This window comes from Escherichia sp. TW14182 (genome assembly GCF_000208525.1).
Lineage (GTDB): Bacteria > Pseudomonadota > Gammaproteobacteria > Enterobacterales > Enterobacteriaceae > Escherichia > Escherichia ruysiae.
Genome location: NZ_AEJZ01000049.1, coordinates 1 through 16,781, shown reverse-complemented (window position 1 = coordinate 16,781; position 16,781 = coordinate 1). Strand labels below are relative to the sequence as shown.

Sequence of the window (16,781 nt, the reverse complement as noted above, 5' to 3'; positions counted from 1 at the left end):
GTATTTATGATGCCCTGCCCGGAGCAATCCCGGCAGGTTTTTTATAACGAAAAAAAGCCGCCAGATTTGACCCCGGCGGCTAAACAATAGCAGGTGAATCTTACTTCTTCTTATGCAGTTTTGGTGCGAATCAGGTAGTCAAAGGCACTCAGAGAGGCTTTGGCACCTTCGCCAGTGGCGATGATGATCTGCTTGTACGGAACAGTCGTACAGTCACCAGCAGCAAACACACCTTTAACGTTGGTTTCGCATTTCGCATCGATGATGATTTCACCCATGCGGTTACGTTCTACTGCGCCTTCCAGCCAGTTAGTGTTCGGCAGCAGACCGATCTGGACGAAAATACCGGCCAGTTCGATGTTGTGAATATCGCCGCTAACACGGTCGCGATATTCAAGGCCGGTCACTTTGCTGCCGTCGCCTTTTACTTCAGTGGTTTGCGCGTTCAGAATGATATCGACGTTTTTCAGGCTGCGCAGTTTGTCCTGCAATACCTGGTCTGCCTTCATTTCCGGAGCAAACTCAAGCAGGGTTACGTGTTCAACAATACCTGCCAGGTCGATTGCCGCTTCCACACCGGAGTTACCGCCGCCAATCACCGCCACACGTTTGCCTTTAAACAGCGGGCCATCGCAGTGCGGGCAGTAGGTTACGCCCTTAGTGCGATACTGATCTTCACCTGGTACATTCATGTTGCGCCATTTCGCGCCGGTCGCCACGATAATGCTGCGTGCTTTCAGCACCGCACCGGAGGCCGTTTCAATCTGATGCAGACCGCCTTCAACCGCCGCAGGAATCAGTTTGCTCGCGCTCTGGCTGTCGATTACATCAACATCGTATTCATCAACGTGAACTTTCAGCGCACCAGCCAGTTTCTGGCCTTCGGTTTTCGGTACGGAGATGTAGTTTTCGATATCGACGGTATCGAGGATCTGACCGCCAAAACGTTCGCCCATCAGACCGGTACGAATGCCTTTACGTGCGGAATAAATGGCCGCCGCTGCACCTGCCGGGCCGGAACCGACGATTAATACGTCATAAGCATCACGTTTGTTCAGTTCTTCTGCCGCACGTTTTTCCGCACCCGTATCGATTTTGGCAACGATTTCGGAAATAGTCATACGACCCTGACCAAACTCTTTACCATTCACGAACACAGCCGGAACGCCCATCACGTTGCGATCGGTAATTTCGTTCTGGAACGTACCGCCATCAATCGCCGTGTGCTTAATGCGCGGGTTCAGTACGCTCATCAGGTTCAGCGCCTGCACCACGTCCGGGCAATTATGGCAGGAGAGCGAATAATAAGTTTCAAATTCAAAATCACCGTCGATATGGCGAATCTGCTCCAGCAAAGATTGTGCTTCTTTCGACGGATGACCGCCGGTCCACAACAGCGCCAGTACCAGCGAGGTAAACTCGTGACCCAGCGGGGAACCTGCAAAGCGCGGCCCCTGGTTGGAACCTGGATTAGTGATCAGAAATGACGGCTTACGCACCGGCAAGCTGTTATCTTCTTTAAAGGTGACTTTGTCTGACAGTTCAGCGATTTCAGCCAACAGTTCCTTGATTTCTGCCGATTTTGCGCTGTCATCCAGCGTGGCAATTAACTCAACAGGCTTTGTCAATTTCTCAAGGTAAGCCTTGAGTTGAGTTTTCATATTTGTGTCGAGCATGTTTATCTCCTGGGCTTTAAACATCATCATGCAAGCGGCCTCATCGGCTACCTGGATGCAGCTTGCATCATGGTGTAGAGAAGAAAATCGGGTGCCGCAGCACCCGAAGAATTAGGTGAATTTCCGAAGTATTTCACGCCAGAGCAAGGCGGCTAGCCTGTGAATCCCCGGAAGCTTACACAAGTAAGTGACCGGGGTGAGCGGGCGACGCCAACGCCGCTATGGCGTGAAAGACGAAGGAAATTTAGATTTTACCAACCAGGTCCAGGGACGGAGCCAGAGTTGCTTCACCTTCTTTCCATTTAGCCGGGCAAACTTCACCTGGGTGAGAAGCCACGTACTGTGCTGCTTTGATTTTACGCAGCAGGTCAGACGCGTCACGGCCAATGCCTTCAGCGGTAACTTCGATAGCCTGGATGATACCCTGCGGGTCAACAACGAAGGTAGCACGGTCAGCCAGACCTTCGTCTTCACGCATGTTGTCGAAGTTACGGGTCAGGGCGCCAGTCGGGTCGCCGATCATCGCATATTTGATTTTAGCGATGGTTTCAGAGCTGCTGTGCCATGCTTTGTGGGTGAAGTGAGTATCGGTAGATACTGCGTATACGTCTACGCCCAGTTTCTGCAGTTCTTCGTAGTGGTCAGCAACGTCGCCCAGTTCGGTCGGGCATACGAAAGTAAAGTCAGCCGGGTAGAAGAAGAAGACGCTCCAGCGGCCTTCGGTATCTTTTTCGGTGATTTCAATGAATTCGCCGTTTTTGAATGCCTGGTTTTTAAAAGGTTTAATTTTGGTGTTAATCAAGGACATCTATACTTCCTCCGTGTTTTCGATGTGATGTAAGGTAACCAATTTTTGCCGATTCGGCTAATGCGTTTCCATTATCAAATCGATAAGTTTTACCTTACAACCTTCGTAAGACAACTTTGTGAACTTTGCACCGCCAGCGGCGATAAAAAGTAAAAAGGGTCCCCTTTCCAGGTGACCGCATAACCTGAACTACCCTTTGGTATCTTCAGCGCCTGTTCAACAGGCTGCGGTGTTGCAATGATGATCGCAACGACGAGAGGGATTACAACACCCTCATAAACAAAGGGCAATCATCTGACATAAGGTCTTAACTATGACAGTGATAGGTTAAGCCTTTTATTGTGTATTTGCACTGAACGAAAAGGACAAAGCAATGTTAAAAAAGATAATTTTTTTAACCCTACTCCCAGGATTAGCTTACGCCGAAGAGCTTCCTGCGCCCGTTAAAGCGATTGAAAAACAGGGGATTACGATTATTAGATCGTTCGATGCACCGGGTGGCATGAAAGGTTATCTGGGGAAATATCAGGACATGGGAGTCACTATCTACCTTACGCCTGACGGCAAACATGCCATCTCTGGCTATATGTACAACGAAAAGGGAGAAAACCTCAGTAACGCCCTTATTGAAAAAGAGATTTACGCACCTGCCGGACGCGAAATGTGGCAGCGCATGGAACAATCAAGCTGGTTACTTGACGGTAAAAAAGATGCACCCGTCGTGGTTTATGTTTTTGCCGATCCTTTCTGCCCATATTGCAAACAATTCTGGCAACAAGCGCGCCCCTGGGTTGATGCCGGTAAAGTACAAATTCGTACCCTACTGGTTGGCGTGATAAAACCCGAAAGCCCAGCCACTGCGGCGGCAATCCTTGCGTCTAAGGATCCGGCAAAAACGTGGCAAGAGTATGAAGCATCAGGCGGCAAGTTAAAGCTGAACCTCTCCGGGAGCGTGAGCCCGGAGCAGATGAAGATTCTAAGTGCCAATGAGGCGTTGATGGACGAATTGGGTGCAAATGTCACACCTGCGATTTATTACATGAGTCCAGAGAACACATTACAGCAGGCTGTCGGATTACCTGATCAAAAGACCTTAAATATTATTATGGGAAATAAATAGCATACATTTTATGGATAATTGGAATAGATCACTCTTTTTCAGTTATCCATAAAATCGCAAGTATTGTTCACCCCACTCATACCAACTATGCTATTTTAGAAAAACTTAATCGTAAATTAAGTAAAACAACATAATATATAAAAATACATAAAGCCATATCATTGACTTGATGAATATTATGAGAGCAAGCATATGAATGGAGTGCATCATGGCTAATCTTTACGACTTAAAAAAATTTGATTTAAACTTGCTTGTCATTTTTGAATGCATATATCAGCATCTTAGCATTAGCAAGGCCGCAGAATCGTTATATATAACACCTTCTGCGGTAAGCCAATCTTTACAACGTCTACGCGCACAATTTAATGACCCCTTGTTTATTCGCTCCGGGAAAGGTATTGCACCAACAACAACAGGGTTAAATTTGCATCATCACCTTGAGAAGAATCTTAAAAACCTTGAACAAACTATCAACATTGTCAATAAAGCAGAACTGAAGAAAAAATTTATTATTTATGGCCCGCAACTCATCTCTTCAACTAACAGTAGCCTTTTGATCGGATGTCTACGACAAGATACAGCCGTAGAAATTGAACATCATGACATTATGATGTCAGCAGAAAGCGCCGAAGATTTATTGACTTATCGCAAAGCAGATCTGGTCATCACATTAATGCCTGTCATCAGTCGCTCGGTGATCTGCATGCCTTTTCAGTCGATACGAAACACGCTTATCTGTAGCGCAACCCATCCGAGAATAACGGAAAACAGTAGCCGCGAAGAAATTCTTGATGAAGAGTTCACCTCCCTGGCATCAAAAGCACCTGGCCTTGAAGATTTTCAGATGGAAATAGAAGCGATTCTGGCAAACCGAAAAATAGCATTTCGTAGCTCGTCACTGTTTACTATTGTCAATACTATTGCAGTAACCGATTTACTGGGTATTGTCCCCTTCGAATTATATCGTAACTATCAAAAAAACCTTCAATTAAAACAAATAAAACTAGAACAAAATCTACCTTCTAATACTCTTTATATTTCCTATAATAAATCATCATTAAACAACCTGAGCTTCTCTCGTTTTATTGACCGCTTGAATGATAATTTTTGTTAAACATCTGCCAGTATGGATAATATCCGCCAAAAAGATTTATTATATGAATATAAAATAAGATACCTCATTTTAATTTATTAATATTATAATCAGGAAACTATCGCACTTTTCTCACGGTCACGTTAAGAGAGCGTCTTCAGATGTCCATTTATAAAATTCCGCTACCTCTCAATATCCTGGAAGCAGCACAAGACCGTATCACCTGGACACTTAATACTCTGCCTCGCGTATGCGTCTCTTTTTCTGGTGGTAAAGATTCTGGCTTAATGCTCCATTTGACCGCAGATCTGGCCAGAAAAATGGGAAAAAAAATACACGTCCTGTTTATCGACTGGGAAGCTCAGTTTTCTTGTACGATTGACTATGTTCAATCGCTACGTGAGCAGTATGCCGATGTTATCGAAGAGTTTTATTGGGTGGCACTACCGCTAACAACGCAAAATTCATTATCCCAATATCAACCCGAATGGCAGTGCTGGCAGCCTGATATTGAATGGGTTCGTCAACCGCCAGAAGATGCGATAACCGATCCCGCATTTTTCTCGTTTTATCAATCTGGCATGAGCTTTGAACATTTCGTGCGTGAATTTGCCGAATGGTTTTCACAACATCGCCCAGCCGCAATGATGGTCGGTATCCGTGCCGACGAGTCTTATAATCGTTTCGTCGCCATTGCCAGCTTAAATAAACAACGTTTTGCTGACGATAAACCGTGGACCACCGCCGCACCTGGTGGCCATTGTTGGTATATTTATCCCATTTACGACTGGAAGGTGGCCGATATCTGGACCTGGTATGCTAAACACCAGTCTCTATCTAACCCTTTGTATAACCTGATGTACCAGGCTGGCGTCCCTCTGCGTCTTATGCGAATCTGCGAACCTTTTGGCCCAGAACAACGGCAAGGTTTGTGGCTATATCATGTTCTTGAACCTGACCGATGGGCCGCAATGTGCGCCCGGGTCAGTGGCGTAAAAAGCGGTGGAATTTACGCAGGTCATGACAATCAATTTTATGGTCACAGGAAGATCCTTAAGCCCGACCATCTAGACTGGCAGGAATATGCCTTATTATTGCTTAACAGTATGCCGGAAAAAACGGCTGAACATTATCGCAATAAAATTGCTGTTTATTTGCACTGGTATCAAAAAAAAGGCATCGAGATCCCTCAGACGCAGCATGGAGATATTGGTTCAAAAGACGTCCCTTCCTGGCGACGTATCTGCAAGGTATTGCTCAACAATGATTATTGGTGTCGGGCATTATCATTCAGCCCCACAAAAGCCAAAAATTATCAACGTTATAACGAACGGATTAAAGGAAAACGTCAGGAATGGGGAATACTATGCAGCAGCGATTAACGCAGGATTTAACTCAATTTCTCGCCAGTCTGGCAGAAGAAGATCGCATTAAGGCGATCAATGAGATCAGAACGGCGATCCATCAAGTGAGTCCATTTCGCGACGAACCGGTCGATTGTGTTTTGTGGGTTAAGAACACCCAACTCACCCCTAATGATTACAATCCGAATAACGTCGCGCCGCCAGAGAAACGATTACTACAAAAATCAATTGAGATCGATGGTTTTACCCAGCCAATTGTGGTGACCAATACACGAGCCAGCACACTTGAAATTGTTGATGGTTTTCACCGTCATGAAATTGGTAAAGGCTCTAACACGTTAAAATTGCGATTAAAAGGGTATTTACCGGTCACCTGTCTGGAAGGAACACGTAACGAACGTATCGCTGCAACTATTCGCCACAACCGGGCGCGTGGTCGCCACCAGGTCACGGCAATGTCAGAAATTGTTCGAGAACTCAGCCAGTTAGGTTGGGACGATAATAAAATCAGTAAAGAGCTGGGTATGGATAGCGACGAAGTATTGCGCCTCAAGCAAATTAACGGCCTGCAAGAACTGTTTGCCGACCGTCAATATTCCCGCGCCTGGACGGTTAAATAGCTAAAGCTGGCGCAGGCGTTCAGCCGCCGCCAGCAGCGTCGATTCATTCTTGGCAAAGCAGAAACGAATCAGTTTATGCGGGAAGGGATGGGCGCAAAACACCGATAGCGGGATCGCCGCCACGCCATGCTCCCACGTCAACCACTGGCAAAACTCAACATCATCCAGCGTAGACACGGCGCTGTAATCCACCAGCAAAAAATATGTACCTTCGCACGGTAAAATCTCCAGCCGGCTTTCATTTAAGGCATTTACCAGAATATCGCGCTTCTGGCGATAAAAGTCCGGTAACGCAAGATAATGCTCAGGCTCTGCACGTAGCATATCGGCAAGCGCCAGCTGTGCCGGGGTATTCACCGAAAAGGTCAGATACTGATGTACCTTGCGAATTTCGGCACTGATGGGCGCTGGCGCAACGCAATAACCCACTTTCCAGCCGGTCATATGATAGGTCTTGCCAAATGAAGAAACCGCCACCGCCCGCTCACGCAGCTGCGGATGCGCCAGCACGCTAGCATGGCCCTGCTGTGAAAAGTTGATGTGCTCGTAAACTTCATCACTAATGACAAAAATCTCGCGATCGGCAATTGCCTGCCACAAGGCCGCAAAATCAGCCTGCTGCCAAACGGTCGCGCTGGGATTATGCGGCGTGTTGAGGATCACCAGCCGGGTGCGCTCGCTTAACAATGCGGCAAATTCCTGCCAGTCAACGCGAAAATGCGGCGGCTGTAGCGCAATGCGTTTCACGATCCCACCTGATAGCGTAATGGCAGGCGCATAACTGTCATAACTGGGGTCGAAACAGATAACTTCATCGCCACTACGTACCAGCGCGGTAATCGCCGCGTATAACGCCTCCGTCGCCCCTGCTGTTACGGTGATATCGCTATCGGCATCTGGTTGATAGCCATACAAACGTTCCGTTTTCTGAGCAATCGCCTCGCGCAAGGCCTGCACGCCGGTCATTGGCGCGTATTGATTTGCCCCCTGGGCAACGTGGTACGCCAGCCGCTCCTGTAAATAGCGCGGACCATCAAAATCAGGAAAGCCTTGCGACAGGTTAATCGCCTGGTGTTGCTGCGCCAGCGCGCTCATCTGGGTGAAAATGGTAGTGCCAAGTTGTGGAAGTTTGCTTTGTGGAATCAGAGGGTTATTTGTCATTTTTATTGTGCCTGACGAAGTTGCGTGTTGAAGGCACTATAACACGATGCTAGTATTTGGCAATCAAGACGTTTAGATGTCTAAATAAAACAATAAGGACAACACAACATGCCTCACAATCCTATCCGCGTCGTCGTCGGCCCGGCTAACTACTTTTCACATCCAGGAAGTCTCAATCACCTGCACGACTTTTTCACTGATGAACAGCTTTCTCGCGCGGTGTGGATCTACGGCAAACGCGCCATTGCTGCGGCGCAAATCAGACTTCCACCAGCGTTTCAACTGCCTGGTGCAAAGCATATTTTGTTTCGCGGTCATTGCAGCGAAAGCGATGTACAGCACCTGGCGGCTGAGTCCGGTGACGATCGCAGCGTGGTGATTGGCGTCGGCGGCGGCGCACTGCTCGACACCGCGAAAGCCCTCGCTCGCCGTCTCGGTCTGCCGTTTGTTGCCGTTCCAACGATCGCCGCTACCTGCGCCGCCTGGACACCGCTCTCCGTCTGGTATAACGATGCCGGACAGGCGCTACATTATGAAATTTTCGACGACGCCAATTTTATGGTGCTGGTGGAACCAGAGATTATCCTCAAAGCACCACAACAATATCTACTGGCGGGGATCGGCGACACACTGGCGAAATGGTATGAAGCGGTGGTGCTGGCTCCACAACCAGAAACCTTGCCGCTAACCGTGCGTCTGGGGATCAATAATGCGCAGGCCATCCGCGATGTTTTATTAAGCAGTAGCGAACAGGCGCTGCTCGATCAGCAAAATCAGCAGTTAACGCAATCATTTTGCGATGTGGTTGATGCCATTATCGCCGGGGGCGGAATGGTGGGAGGTCTGGGCGATCGTTTTACGCGTGTAGCGGCGGCTCATGCCGTACATAACGGTCTGACTATCCTACCGCAAACCGAGAAGTTTCTCCACGGCACCAAAGTCGCCTACGGCATTCTGGTGCAAAGCGCCTTGCTGGGACAAGATGATGTGCTGGCGCAATTAACCGAGGCGTATCACCGTTTTCATCTGCCGACTACGCTGGCGGAGCTGGAAGTGGATATCAATAATCAGGCGGAGATCGACAAAGTGATTGCCCACACCTTACGTCCGGTGGAATCCATTCATTACCTGCCTGTTACACTGACACCAGATACGTTGCGTGCAGCGTTCGAAAAAGTGGAATCGTTTAAAGCCTGACGTACAAATTTAGCAGCAGCGCGCGCCGCCTTTTCCACCGTAGCGCGCGTCCTGCCGCTCACGGAAAAACTCTTCGTAGGTCATCGGCGTTTGATCGGGATGGTTAACCCGCATATGTTCGACATAGTTGTCGTAATCAGGCATACCAATCATCAGCTTCGCCGCCTGACCTAAATATTTTCCGGCTTTTGCCAGTGAATCAAACATCAATACCTCCGGTAATCAGATTGCTGAGAGAGTGCATTAATAGCTATCAACGCACTCGGTCAGTCCCCTCGCCCCACCGGGGAGAGGGTTAGGGTGAGGGGGAACCCTCGGCACTATGCCAACATTCGCCAACATCCCCCCTTACTCTGACTTTAGTGCGCGCCTTTCGCCTGCGCTACGATCTCCTCAACATTTTCCGGCATTGGCTCATACGGCGTTTCTTTCGCCGTTGGCTTCGGCTCTTTCAATGCCGCCAGTGCCGTCTTAATCGAGAACAGCGCCAGAACCACCACAACCACCATAAAGAAGATGGTCAACCCGGCATCCAGACGGTTGTTGAACACCAGTTGCGCCAGTTGTGACTCAGTATACTGCGACGGAATATTACCGCTGTCGATCATTGCCTGGAACTTGTTAGCAATGGACAGGAAGCCCACTTTCGCATCCGGGCTGAACGCTTTCTGCCAGCCTGCGGTCAGGGTACAAATCAGCAGCCAGGCTGTTGGCACCAGCGCCACCCAGGCGTAACGTTGACGTTTCATCTTGAACAGCACTACGGCACAGAGCATCAGCGCCATCCCTGCCAGCATCTGGTTGGCAATACCAAACAGCGGCCACAGGGTGTTAATACCGCCCAGCGGATCGACCACGCCCTGATGCAGGAAGTAGCCCCACGCCAGCACACACAGCGCCGTTGCCAGCAGGTTAGCAGGCAGAGAATCTGTCCGTTTCAGACCCGGAGACACCACGCCCAGCAAATCCTGCAACATAAAGCGCGCAGCACGCGTACCCGCATCTACCGCCGTCAAAATAAACAGTGCTTCAAACAGAATGGCGAAGTGATACCAGAAGGCCACATCCATCATGCCGCCCAGCGCACCGTGCAGAATGTAGGCCATCCCCACTGCCAGCGTCGGCGCACCGCCCGCACGGGAAATGATCGACTGTTCACCCACTTCGCTGGCAATCTGGTTTAACGTATCCGGAGTTATCGCAAAGCCCCAGCTACTCACCACCTGCGCCGCAGAAGCGACCACATCCGCCGTCCCTGCCGGAGCCAGCACCGCCATCGGGCTGTTCATAGCGAAGTACACGCCCGGATCGATGATACAGGCAGAAACCAACGCCATAATCGCCACGAAGGATTCCATCAGCATTCCGCCATAGCCGATAAAGCACGCCTGACCTTCGTTCGCCAGCATCTTCGGCGTGGTGCCGGAAGAGATCAGCGCATGGAAGCCAGACACCGCGCCACAAGCGATGGTGATAAACAGGAACGGGAACAGGTTACCGGTCCATACCGGGCCAGTGCCATCGACAAATTTGGTCAGCGCAGGCATGGTCAGCGTCGGGCGCATGATCAAAATGCCTACCGCCAGACCGACGATAGTCCCGATTTTCAGGAAGGTAGAGAGGTAGTCACGCGGAGCCAGCAGCAGCCATACGGGCAGCACCGCCGCCACAAAACCGTAACCCACCAGCATCCAGGTCAACTGCACGCCGGTAAAATCAAAGTACGGTGCCCAGGTTGGGCTTTCTGCCACCCAACCTCCAGAGATAATGGCGAAAATCAGGAACACCAGGCCAATGACCGACACTTCGCCAATACGACCTGGACGCAGATAGCGCAGATAGATCCCCATAAACAGCGCCAGCGGAATGGTGAACGCAACGGTATACGTTCCCCACGGGCTATGGGTCAGGGCTTTCACCACGATCATCGCCAGCACTGCAAGGATGATGACCATGATCATAAAGCAGGCAACCAGCGCAATCACCCCGGCGGTTGGCCCCATCTCTTCTTTGACCAGCTCACCCAGCGAGCGACCGTCACGGCGCGTGGAAACAAACAGCACCATGAAATCCTGTACCGCACCGGCGAGAACCACCCCAGCAAGCAGCCAGATCATCCCCGGCAGGTAGCCCATTTGCGCTGCCAGCACCGGCCCCACCAACGGACCAGCTCCGGCAATGGCCGCAAAATGGTGACCGAACAGCACTTTCTTATCCGTCGGCACATAATCCAGACCGTCGTTATGGCGCACCGCTGGCGTCATACGCGTCGGGTCAACCGCCAGCACATTTTTGGCGATATACAGACCATAAAAACGATAAGCGATCAGATAGATACAGACCGACGCCACCACAATCCACAGCGCGTTGATCTGTTCCCCACGATTTAAAGCAATGTATCCCAGAGCAAATGCTCCCATTACAGAGAGCACTGTCCAGACGAGGTATTTCCCTGATTTGTTCATAGTTGTTATCCGTGTGCGTGTCCATAGAGATGTTACATTTTGTTTCTATAACATCTTTGTACAATTTAACAACACAGCAACCATGTAAATCGGAGTTGAAACCAATATTTAACTTAACAATGTTAACTCGATCACTCCGTTAACCGAGTTTTCCTGCAATCTCATTTAATTCTGTCGGGCTCATCCCAAAACTGCCGTACCCAGCCGACAAGTGCAGCAACGCCGCCCCTGTTCATCGAAAACAACAATTTCCCAACTCTGATTTTGCCGCCCAAGATGCAGCGGCTGGCAGACGCCACGTACCTTGCCTTCAGACACCGGGCGATGATGGGTGGCGTTAAGTTCCGTGCCCACCACACACTGTCCGTCGCGGGTCATCATAAATCCGGCCATCGATCCCAGCGTTTCCGCCAGCGCCGCCGACGCGCCGCCATGCAGCAGGCCAAACGGCTGATGAGTACGGGTATCAACCGGCATTTCGGCTTCCAGCACATCATCGCCCAGACGGGTATACACAATTCCCAGATGCGCCACCATTGTGTTATCGCTGGTGGCGTTCAGCTCGTCGAGCGTTAAATGGCGTTTCCAGATCATGCTTATGCCCCCAGCGTTGAGCCGCCATCGACCACAATATCCTGTAGGGTGATATGGCTGGCGAGATCAGAGGCGAGGAACAAAATCGTATTGGCGATCTCCTGTGGACGGGCGATTTTCCCCAGCGGAATGCCGAGTTTAAACTGCTCGCCAAAGCCGCGAATACGCTGTTCTTCGGCGTCATCGCTCACCCACAGCGTGCGTTGCATATCGGTGTCGGTGGAGCCGGGCGAAACCACGTTACAGCGCACGCCGCTACCCGCCAGTTCCAGCCCGACGCTCAACGCCAGGCTTTTCAGCGCCGCTTTCGACGCACCATAAGCACTCATACCAATACGCGGCGTGTGTGCAGCGTCGGACGCTACCGTAACAATCGCCCCGCCCCGCTGACGGCGAAACTGGTTCATGGTTTGCTGAAACAGGTTAAATGCGCCGCCAACGTTGACCGCAAAGGTCTGCTGCCAGTCTTCTTTGCTGAGCTGATCGGTCGCGCCCATGCGTAAAATTCCCGCTGCATTGACCAGCACGTCCAGTCGTTCCGTTTCCGCTAACAGCCGCTGACACACTTGCGCCACCTGCCCGGCGTCGGCTACATCCATCACTTCGGTCGCAAAGGGATATTGCTCCTGAGTGAACACCCGATCAAAGCCCGTGACCTTCGCACCCGCTTCAACAAATGCCAGCGCCGTGGCGTAACCGATACCTTTCCCCGCACCGGTTACCCAGACATTTTTGCCGCTGAAATCCATTATTTCACCTCGCGGGAGAGCAGTTTCCACCAGGCATCAATGGTTGGGTTTTTCGCCAGCATGACAAAATCGATATCGCCATGTACTTTGCGCCAGCGCGCCGCCAGCGCCATCATGCGCACCGAATCCAGACCGTAGTCGATCAGGTTGTCGTCATCGAACGGTTCATCGGACTCATCCAGCAGCGGCAGGATCACCTCACGCAGCGCCGCTTTACTGGAAGGGATTGGTGCTGGCAGTAACTCTTCGGTCATCACCACCCGACCAGAACGTCCGGCCACATATTTCAGCGACATCAAATGCTCGTCACGGCTGAAATCGGCCAGCGCATCCGCCACCATAAACGGTTTAATATCGCGCATAAATGCGTCGGTTGCGGTGGTCATACAGCCAATGTGGGCATATACCCCGGTAATAATCAGCTGGTTACGTCCACTCTCTTTGAGCATTTGCTCCAGCGGAGAACGATGAAACGCGCTGTAGCGCCACTTCACCAGCACCGTGTCGTCGGCATCTGGCGTCAGGCGATCCACCACCTTTTGCTGTTCCGGCGAACGGGTCAGGCCCGGTCCCCACATATCATTCAACAGCGCCCGATCTTCATCGCTCTGCTCTTTCGGCTGGGCGGTGTAATAAACCGGGATATTGTGCTGTTTGCAGTAGTCGCGTAGTGCCGCAATATTCGCGATCACCTGTTCCATCATCGGACAGTTCTCGCCCCAGAAGCTGACGAAATAGTCCTGCATATCATGAATTAACAGCGCGGCGCGTTGCGGTTCAAATGCCCAGTCGACTTTATTTTGCGGAATATCGTGAGACTCCGGCAGTGCGTAAGCCTGTAATTTTGGAATAGCCATCGTGTTCTCTCCTTCAGGCTGAAGCGCGTGACGCCAGCCACTGACGTAATTGTTTTTTATCGACTTTCCCGACCGCCGTCAGCGGAAGTGAATCCACACACTCCACGCGATCCGGTAATTTAAATTCGGCGATGCCCTGCTCACGCAGGAAGCGACGCACCTGCACCGCGCGCAGCGGCTCTTTTACCACCAGATAAGCGCAGCTTTTTTCGCCCATCAGTTCGTCTTCCATGCTCACCAGTGCGGCGTAGATCACCGCCGGATGGCGCAGCAGCAGGTTTTCGATCTCTTCGGCAGCGATCTTCTCGCCGCCACGGTTGATCTGATCTTTCTCGCGCCCCTGCACGGTGATATAACCGTCGGGATCAATAGAGATCAGATCGCCGGAACAGTAAAAACCGTTGGCATCAAAGGCGCTGGCATTGTGCTGCGGGCTTTTGTAATAGCCACGGAAGGTGTACGGACCGCGCGTCATCAGGCGTCCGACTTCCCCTTGCGGCAGTGGATTTCCTTCAGCATCGGCAACCCACACTTCATCGTCCGGGCACATTGGGTAACCCTGGGTATGGATAATTTTCTCCGCGCTATCATCAAGACGGGTGTAGTTCACCAGCCCTTCCGCCATGCCAAACACCTGCTGTAACTGGCAGCCAATCTCTGCGGGAATACGCGCCGCAAGCGTGGCAGAAAGACGTGCACCACCGACCTGTAACAGTTTCAGCGAGGCAAGCTGCGCTCGGCTTTCGCCTTCAGCCAGTGCCTGCAACCACAGGCTGACTGCTGGCGGCACCAGCGCGGTGACGTTCACCTGATGTTTTTCAATCAATGGGAAGCAAAGCGTGGCGCTGGGATCGGCCGCCAGAACAACCGTTCCCCCGGCAAGAAAGACGCCCAGCGATCCTGGCGAACTCATGGCATAGTTATGAGCCGCCGGGATCGCACACAGGTAGCGTGTCTGTTGTGTGAACTGACAAATCTCGATGCTACGACGCACGCTGTAGTAGTAGTCGTTATGAGTGCGCGGGATCAGTTTCGGTGTGCCGGTGGTGCCGCCGGAAAGCTGGAAATAGGCCACTTCATCAGCAGGTGACGGCGTGGCAGTAAAATCCTCTGCCTGATGGTTAAACGCATCCTGCAAATTGTGCTCGCCGCTATCGTTCAGCAGTTGCACCACACGAATAGAGGAATGTTCTGTGACGAAAGTATTGAGGAAATCATCCCCGCTAAACAGCGCATGTTGGCGATCGGCAATCAGCAATGCGGGTTCAATCTGGCTGGCATAGGCGTTCAGTTCACTACGCTGATGGCTGAACAGCGCCAGAACCGGCGCAACGCCCAGTTTCAGCAGGGCAAAAAAGGTAATGTACAGTTCAGCGACATTGCCCAACTGTACCAGCGCGGTTTCGCCGGGTTTAATGCCCTGACGGCGCAAGCTACAGGCGAGATTATCCGCCGCCTGATTCAGCTCCCGGTAACTCAACTGCCGCTCGCCGTCGATAACCGCGATACTGTCACTCGCGGCGTGGCGGTTCAGAATGTCGGTTAACGGCAAATCCTGCCAGTAGCCTTTTTCCCGATAGCGACGGGCAAACTCTTCCGGCCAGCGGGTGAATGGAATGCTCATCCTCGCTCCTTAATGCAATCCAAAAACGTTCAACATGGTAGAAAGTTTGACGCCTGTTTCGCGCCACTCACCCAACGGTGACGACGCAGGCACAATCCCCGCCCCGGCAAACAGACGCACCTGATTTTTCCGCAATTTTGCGCAGCGGATGGTCACCACCCACTCGCCGTTACCTTCGCTGTCGCACCAGCCGACAATGCCGCCAAACAGTTCGCGGTCGAACGGTTCCAGTTCAGCAATAACCTGGGTCGCGGCCTGATGCGGGAAACCGCTCAGCGCGGGGGTCGGATGCAGCAGGCAGGCCAGTGTCAGTGCGTTTTCTTGCGAATTAGCTTTACCTTCAAAGGGTGTTGCGAGATGCCACAGCGTCGGCGTGGTGATCAATTGTGGGGAGGAAGGAACGTGTAACTCACTACTGCGTTCGCGCAGTACCTCTTTCATCGCCTGAGTCACCAGTTCATGTTCATGGCGGTCTTTTTCTGACGCCAGTAGACGATTACCTGCTTCGCGATCGAGCACTTCATCCGGCTGACGGCGCGCGGAACCGGCTAACGGAATGGAGCTAAAACGCTCGCCGTCTTTGCGCAGCAGCAGTTCCGGGCTGGCACCGAGCAGAACTCCACCATCGGACAGCGGGACATGGAAGTTGTAACTAACCGGGTTTTGCGCGATCAACCGTTCCAGTAGTACCCCGCTGTCAATGGCGGCGTCGGTGGTGATATCAATCAACCGTGATAACACCACTTTGTCGACCTGCGGCGTGGCAGTGAGTGCAGCGGCGCGGGCGACCATCTGTTCAAAAGTAGCTTGCTCCGGAATTGCCTGACGTTCTACCACGTTCAGCGCCTGGCTGCGGGTGAAACGGCGCGCGGAAGCTTGTTTTTCTTTACGGGAGAATGGCTGCCAGGATTCGGGAATATACAGCGACGAAGGCTGACGTGGATCGAAGGGAATCGCCCCGACCATCACCGGATTTTTGATGCCCTGCGCTTTGGCATCAGCAAACAGCGCGGCGAGTTTTTGCTGGAAGGGACTGTCGGGCGAATCCCCGTTCACAGCAGGTTCATCGAAGCGGGCGAAACATCCTGACGTCGTAAAACTGCGGTACGGCGACATAAAGAAAAAGCGATTGGGCGCAAGTGTTGCCATGGTCTGCTGTACTTCCTCAGCCAGTGACGTATCCATATCATCCTCCATAAAATGATAAAGGCTTTAATAATGATTATCATTTATATTTTCGGTCGCTAACCTAAAAGCAAACGCGCACTATGTCAACTCTTGAGGCAACGCAATCTGCAACTCAGGGTTGCATCTGGTTGTGGTTACAATGAAAATGAGAAGCATTATTGATGGATTCGCATAAGCGCAATGTGATGTCCTGCGCCGTTCTGCCCCCTCTCCCTTCCAGGGAGAGGGCTGGGGTGAGGGTCAGTGTTCGCACCAGTGCTGGCTG

15 protein-coding genes are annotated in these 16,781 nt (G+C 51.4%); 5 read left to right on the top strand and 10 right to left on the bottom strand.

Going from position 1 to position 16,781, the window contains the following annotated elements; genetic code table 11:
- Positions 1-110: 110 nt before the first annotated feature.
- Both ahpF and ahpC read right to left on the bottom strand, forming a co-directional pair.
- Positions 111-1,676: an alkyl hydroperoxide reductase subunit F gene (ahpF, locus tag EQY_RS0104875; protein ID WP_032224910.1), complete on the bottom strand. Its 1,566-nt coding sequence runs from the start codon at positions 1,674-1,676 to the stop codon at positions 111-113.
- Between the two features lie 244 nt (positions 1,677-1,920).
- Positions 1,921-2,484, bottom strand: a complete 564-nt coding sequence (gene ahpC / locus EQY_RS0104870; RefSeq protein WP_000052796.1) for an alkyl hydroperoxide reductase subunit C — start codon at positions 2,482-2,484, stop codon at positions 1,921-1,923.
- Positions 2,485-2,857: 373 nt separating this feature from the next.
- On the opposite strand from ahpC, the gene dsbG reads away from it, so the two are divergent.
- The 4 genes from dsbG to EQY_RS0104850 all read left to right on the top strand — a co-directional run bounded on the left by dsbG (position 2,858) and on the right by EQY_RS0104850 (position 6,681).
- On the top strand, positions 2,858-3,604 hold the full coding sequence (gene dsbG, locus EQY_RS0104865; RefSeq protein WP_000913735.1) for a thiol:disulfide interchange protein DsbG: 747 nt from the start codon (positions 2,858-2,860) through the stop codon (positions 3,602-3,604).
- Between the two features lie 208 nt (positions 3,605-3,812).
- Positions 3,813-4,718, top strand: a complete 906-nt coding sequence (citR, locus tag EQY_RS0104860) for a DNA-binding transcriptional repressor CitR (RefSeq protein ID WP_000002457.1) — start codon at positions 3,813-3,815, stop codon at positions 4,716-4,718.
- A gap of 140 nt (positions 4,719-4,858) precedes the next feature.
- A complete protein-coding gene (locus tag EQY_RS0104855; protein ID WP_000029784.1) occupies positions 4,859-6,079 on the top strand; it encodes a phosphoadenosine phosphosulfate reductase in 1,221 nt (406 codons plus the stop codon).
- Entirely contained in the window at positions 6,052-6,681 is a 630-nt protein-coding gene (locus EQY_RS0104850) for an IbrB-like domain-containing protein (protein ID WP_000528559.1), read from the top strand. Before EQY_RS0104855 ends, EQY_RS0104850 begins: the two co-directional genes overlap by 28 nt.
- On the opposite strand, the gene ybdL is transcribed toward EQY_RS0104850, so the two are convergent.
- Positions 6,682-7,842 (bottom strand): methionine-oxo-acid transaminase, encoded by a 1,161-nt coding sequence (ybdL, locus tag EQY_RS0104845; RefSeq protein ID WP_000183944.1) that lies wholly within the window; start codon positions 7,840-7,842, stop codon positions 6,682-6,684.
- Between the two features lie 108 nt (positions 7,843-7,950).
- Between ybdL and hcxA the strand changes: the two genes are divergently transcribed.
- Entirely contained in the window at positions 7,951-9,039 is a 1,089-nt protein-coding gene (gene hcxA, locus EQY_RS0104840; protein ID WP_001120479.1) for a hydroxycarboxylate dehydrogenase HcxA, read from the top strand.
- 9 nt (positions 9,040-9,048) lie between these two features.
- Here hcxA and EQY_RS0104835 read toward each other — a convergent pair whose 3' ends face one another.
- The 7 genes from EQY_RS0104835 to entC all read right to left on the bottom strand — a co-directional run bounded on the left by EQY_RS0104835 (position 9,049) and on the right by entC (position 16,513).
- Complete coding sequence (locus tag EQY_RS0104835) at positions 9,049-9,246, bottom strand: YbdD/YjiX family protein (protein WP_000460431.1); 198 nt, start codon at positions 9,244-9,246, stop codon at positions 9,049-9,051.
- A 152-nt stretch (positions 9,247-9,398) separates the two neighbouring features.
- A complete protein-coding gene (gene cstA / locus EQY_RS0104830; protein WP_001043151.1) occupies positions 9,399-11,504 on the bottom strand; it encodes a pyruvate/proton symporter CstA in 2,106 nt (701 codons plus the stop codon).
- Between the two features lie 180 nt (positions 11,505-11,684).
- Positions 11,685-12,098 (bottom strand): proofreading thioesterase EntH, encoded by a 414-nt coding sequence (gene entH, locus EQY_RS0104825; protein WP_000637953.1) that lies wholly within the window; start codon positions 12,096-12,098, stop codon positions 11,685-11,687.
- Between the two features lie 2 nt (positions 12,099-12,100).
- Complete coding sequence (gene entA, locus EQY_RS0104820) at positions 12,101-12,847, bottom strand: 2,3-dihydro-2,3-dihydroxybenzoate dehydrogenase EntA (RefSeq protein ID WP_000347668.1); 747 nt, start codon at positions 12,845-12,847, stop codon at positions 12,101-12,103.
- Entirely contained in the window at positions 12,847-13,704 is an 858-nt protein-coding gene (entB, locus tag EQY_RS0104815) for an enterobactin biosynthesis bifunctional isochorismatase/aryl carrier protein EntB (protein WP_001007141.1), read from the bottom strand. The genes entA and entB overlap by 1 nt, the downstream gene beginning before the upstream one ends.
- A gap of 13 nt (positions 13,705-13,717) precedes the next feature.
- Positions 13,718-15,328 (bottom strand): (2,3-dihydroxybenzoyl)adenylate synthase EntE, encoded by a 1,611-nt coding sequence (gene entE / locus EQY_RS0104810; RefSeq protein WP_000026758.1) that lies wholly within the window; start codon positions 15,326-15,328, stop codon positions 13,718-13,720.
- A gap of 9 nt (positions 15,329-15,337) precedes the next feature.
- Entirely contained in the window at positions 15,338-16,513 is a 1,176-nt protein-coding gene (gene entC, locus EQY_RS0104805; protein ID WP_010346610.1) for an isochorismate synthase EntC, read from the bottom strand.
- Positions 16,514-16,781: the final 268 nt, after the last annotated feature.

Excerpts from the sequence above, each read along its gene's own strand:
- cstA (WP_001043151.1), bottom strand. The coding sequence starts at position 11,504 with ATGAACAAATCAGGGAAATACCTCGTCTGGACAGTGCTCTCTGTAATG.
- entE (WP_000026758.1), bottom strand. The coding sequence starts at position 15,328 with ATGAGCATTCCATTCACCCGCTGGCCGGAAGAGTTTGCCCGTCGCTAT.
- ahpC (WP_000052796.1), bottom strand. The coding sequence starts at position 2,484 with ATGTCCTTGATTAACACCAAAATTAAACCTTTTAAAAACCAGGCATTC.
- ybdL (WP_000183944.1), bottom strand. The coding sequence starts at position 7,842 with ATGACAAATAACCCTCTGATTCCACAAAGCAAACTTCCACAACTTGGC.
- citR (WP_000002457.1), top strand. The coding sequence starts at position 3,813 with ATGGCTAATCTTTACGACTTAAAAAAATTTGATTTAAACTTGCTTGTC.
- hcxA (WP_001120479.1), top strand. The coding sequence starts at position 7,951 with ATGCCTCACAATCCTATCCGCGTCGTCGTCGGCCCGGCTAACTACTTT.
- entA (WP_000347668.1), bottom strand. The coding sequence starts at position 12,847 with ATGGATTTCAGCGGCAAAAATGTCTGGGTAACCGGTGCGGGGAAAGGT.
- EQY_RS0104855 (WP_000029784.1), top strand. The coding sequence starts at position 4,859 with ATGTCCATTTATAAAATTCCGCTACCTCTCAATATCCTGGAAGCAGCA.
- entC (WP_010346610.1), bottom strand. The coding sequence starts at position 16,513 with ATGGATACGTCACTGGCTGAGGAAGTACAGCAGACCATGGCAACACTT.
- entB (WP_001007141.1), bottom strand. The coding sequence starts at position 13,704 with ATGGCTATTCCAAAATTACAGGCTTACGCACTGCCGGAGTCTCACGAT.
- EQY_RS0104850 (WP_000528559.1), top strand. The coding sequence starts at position 6,052 with ATGGGGAATACTATGCAGCAGCGATTAACGCAGGATTTAACTCAATTT.
- entH (WP_000637953.1), bottom strand. The coding sequence starts at position 12,098 with ATGATCTGGAAACGCCATTTAACGCTCGACGAGCTGAACGCCACCAGC.
- ahpF (WP_032224910.1), bottom strand. The coding sequence starts at position 1,676 with ATGCTCGACACAAATATGAAAACTCAACTCAAGGCTTACCTTGAGAAA.
- dsbG (WP_000913735.1), top strand. The coding sequence starts at position 2,858 with ATGTTAAAAAAGATAATTTTTTTAACCCTACTCCCAGGATTAGCTTAC.
- EQY_RS0104835 (WP_000460431.1), bottom strand. The coding sequence starts at position 9,246 with ATGTTTGATTCACTGGCAAAAGCCGGAAAATATTTAGGTCAGGCGGCG.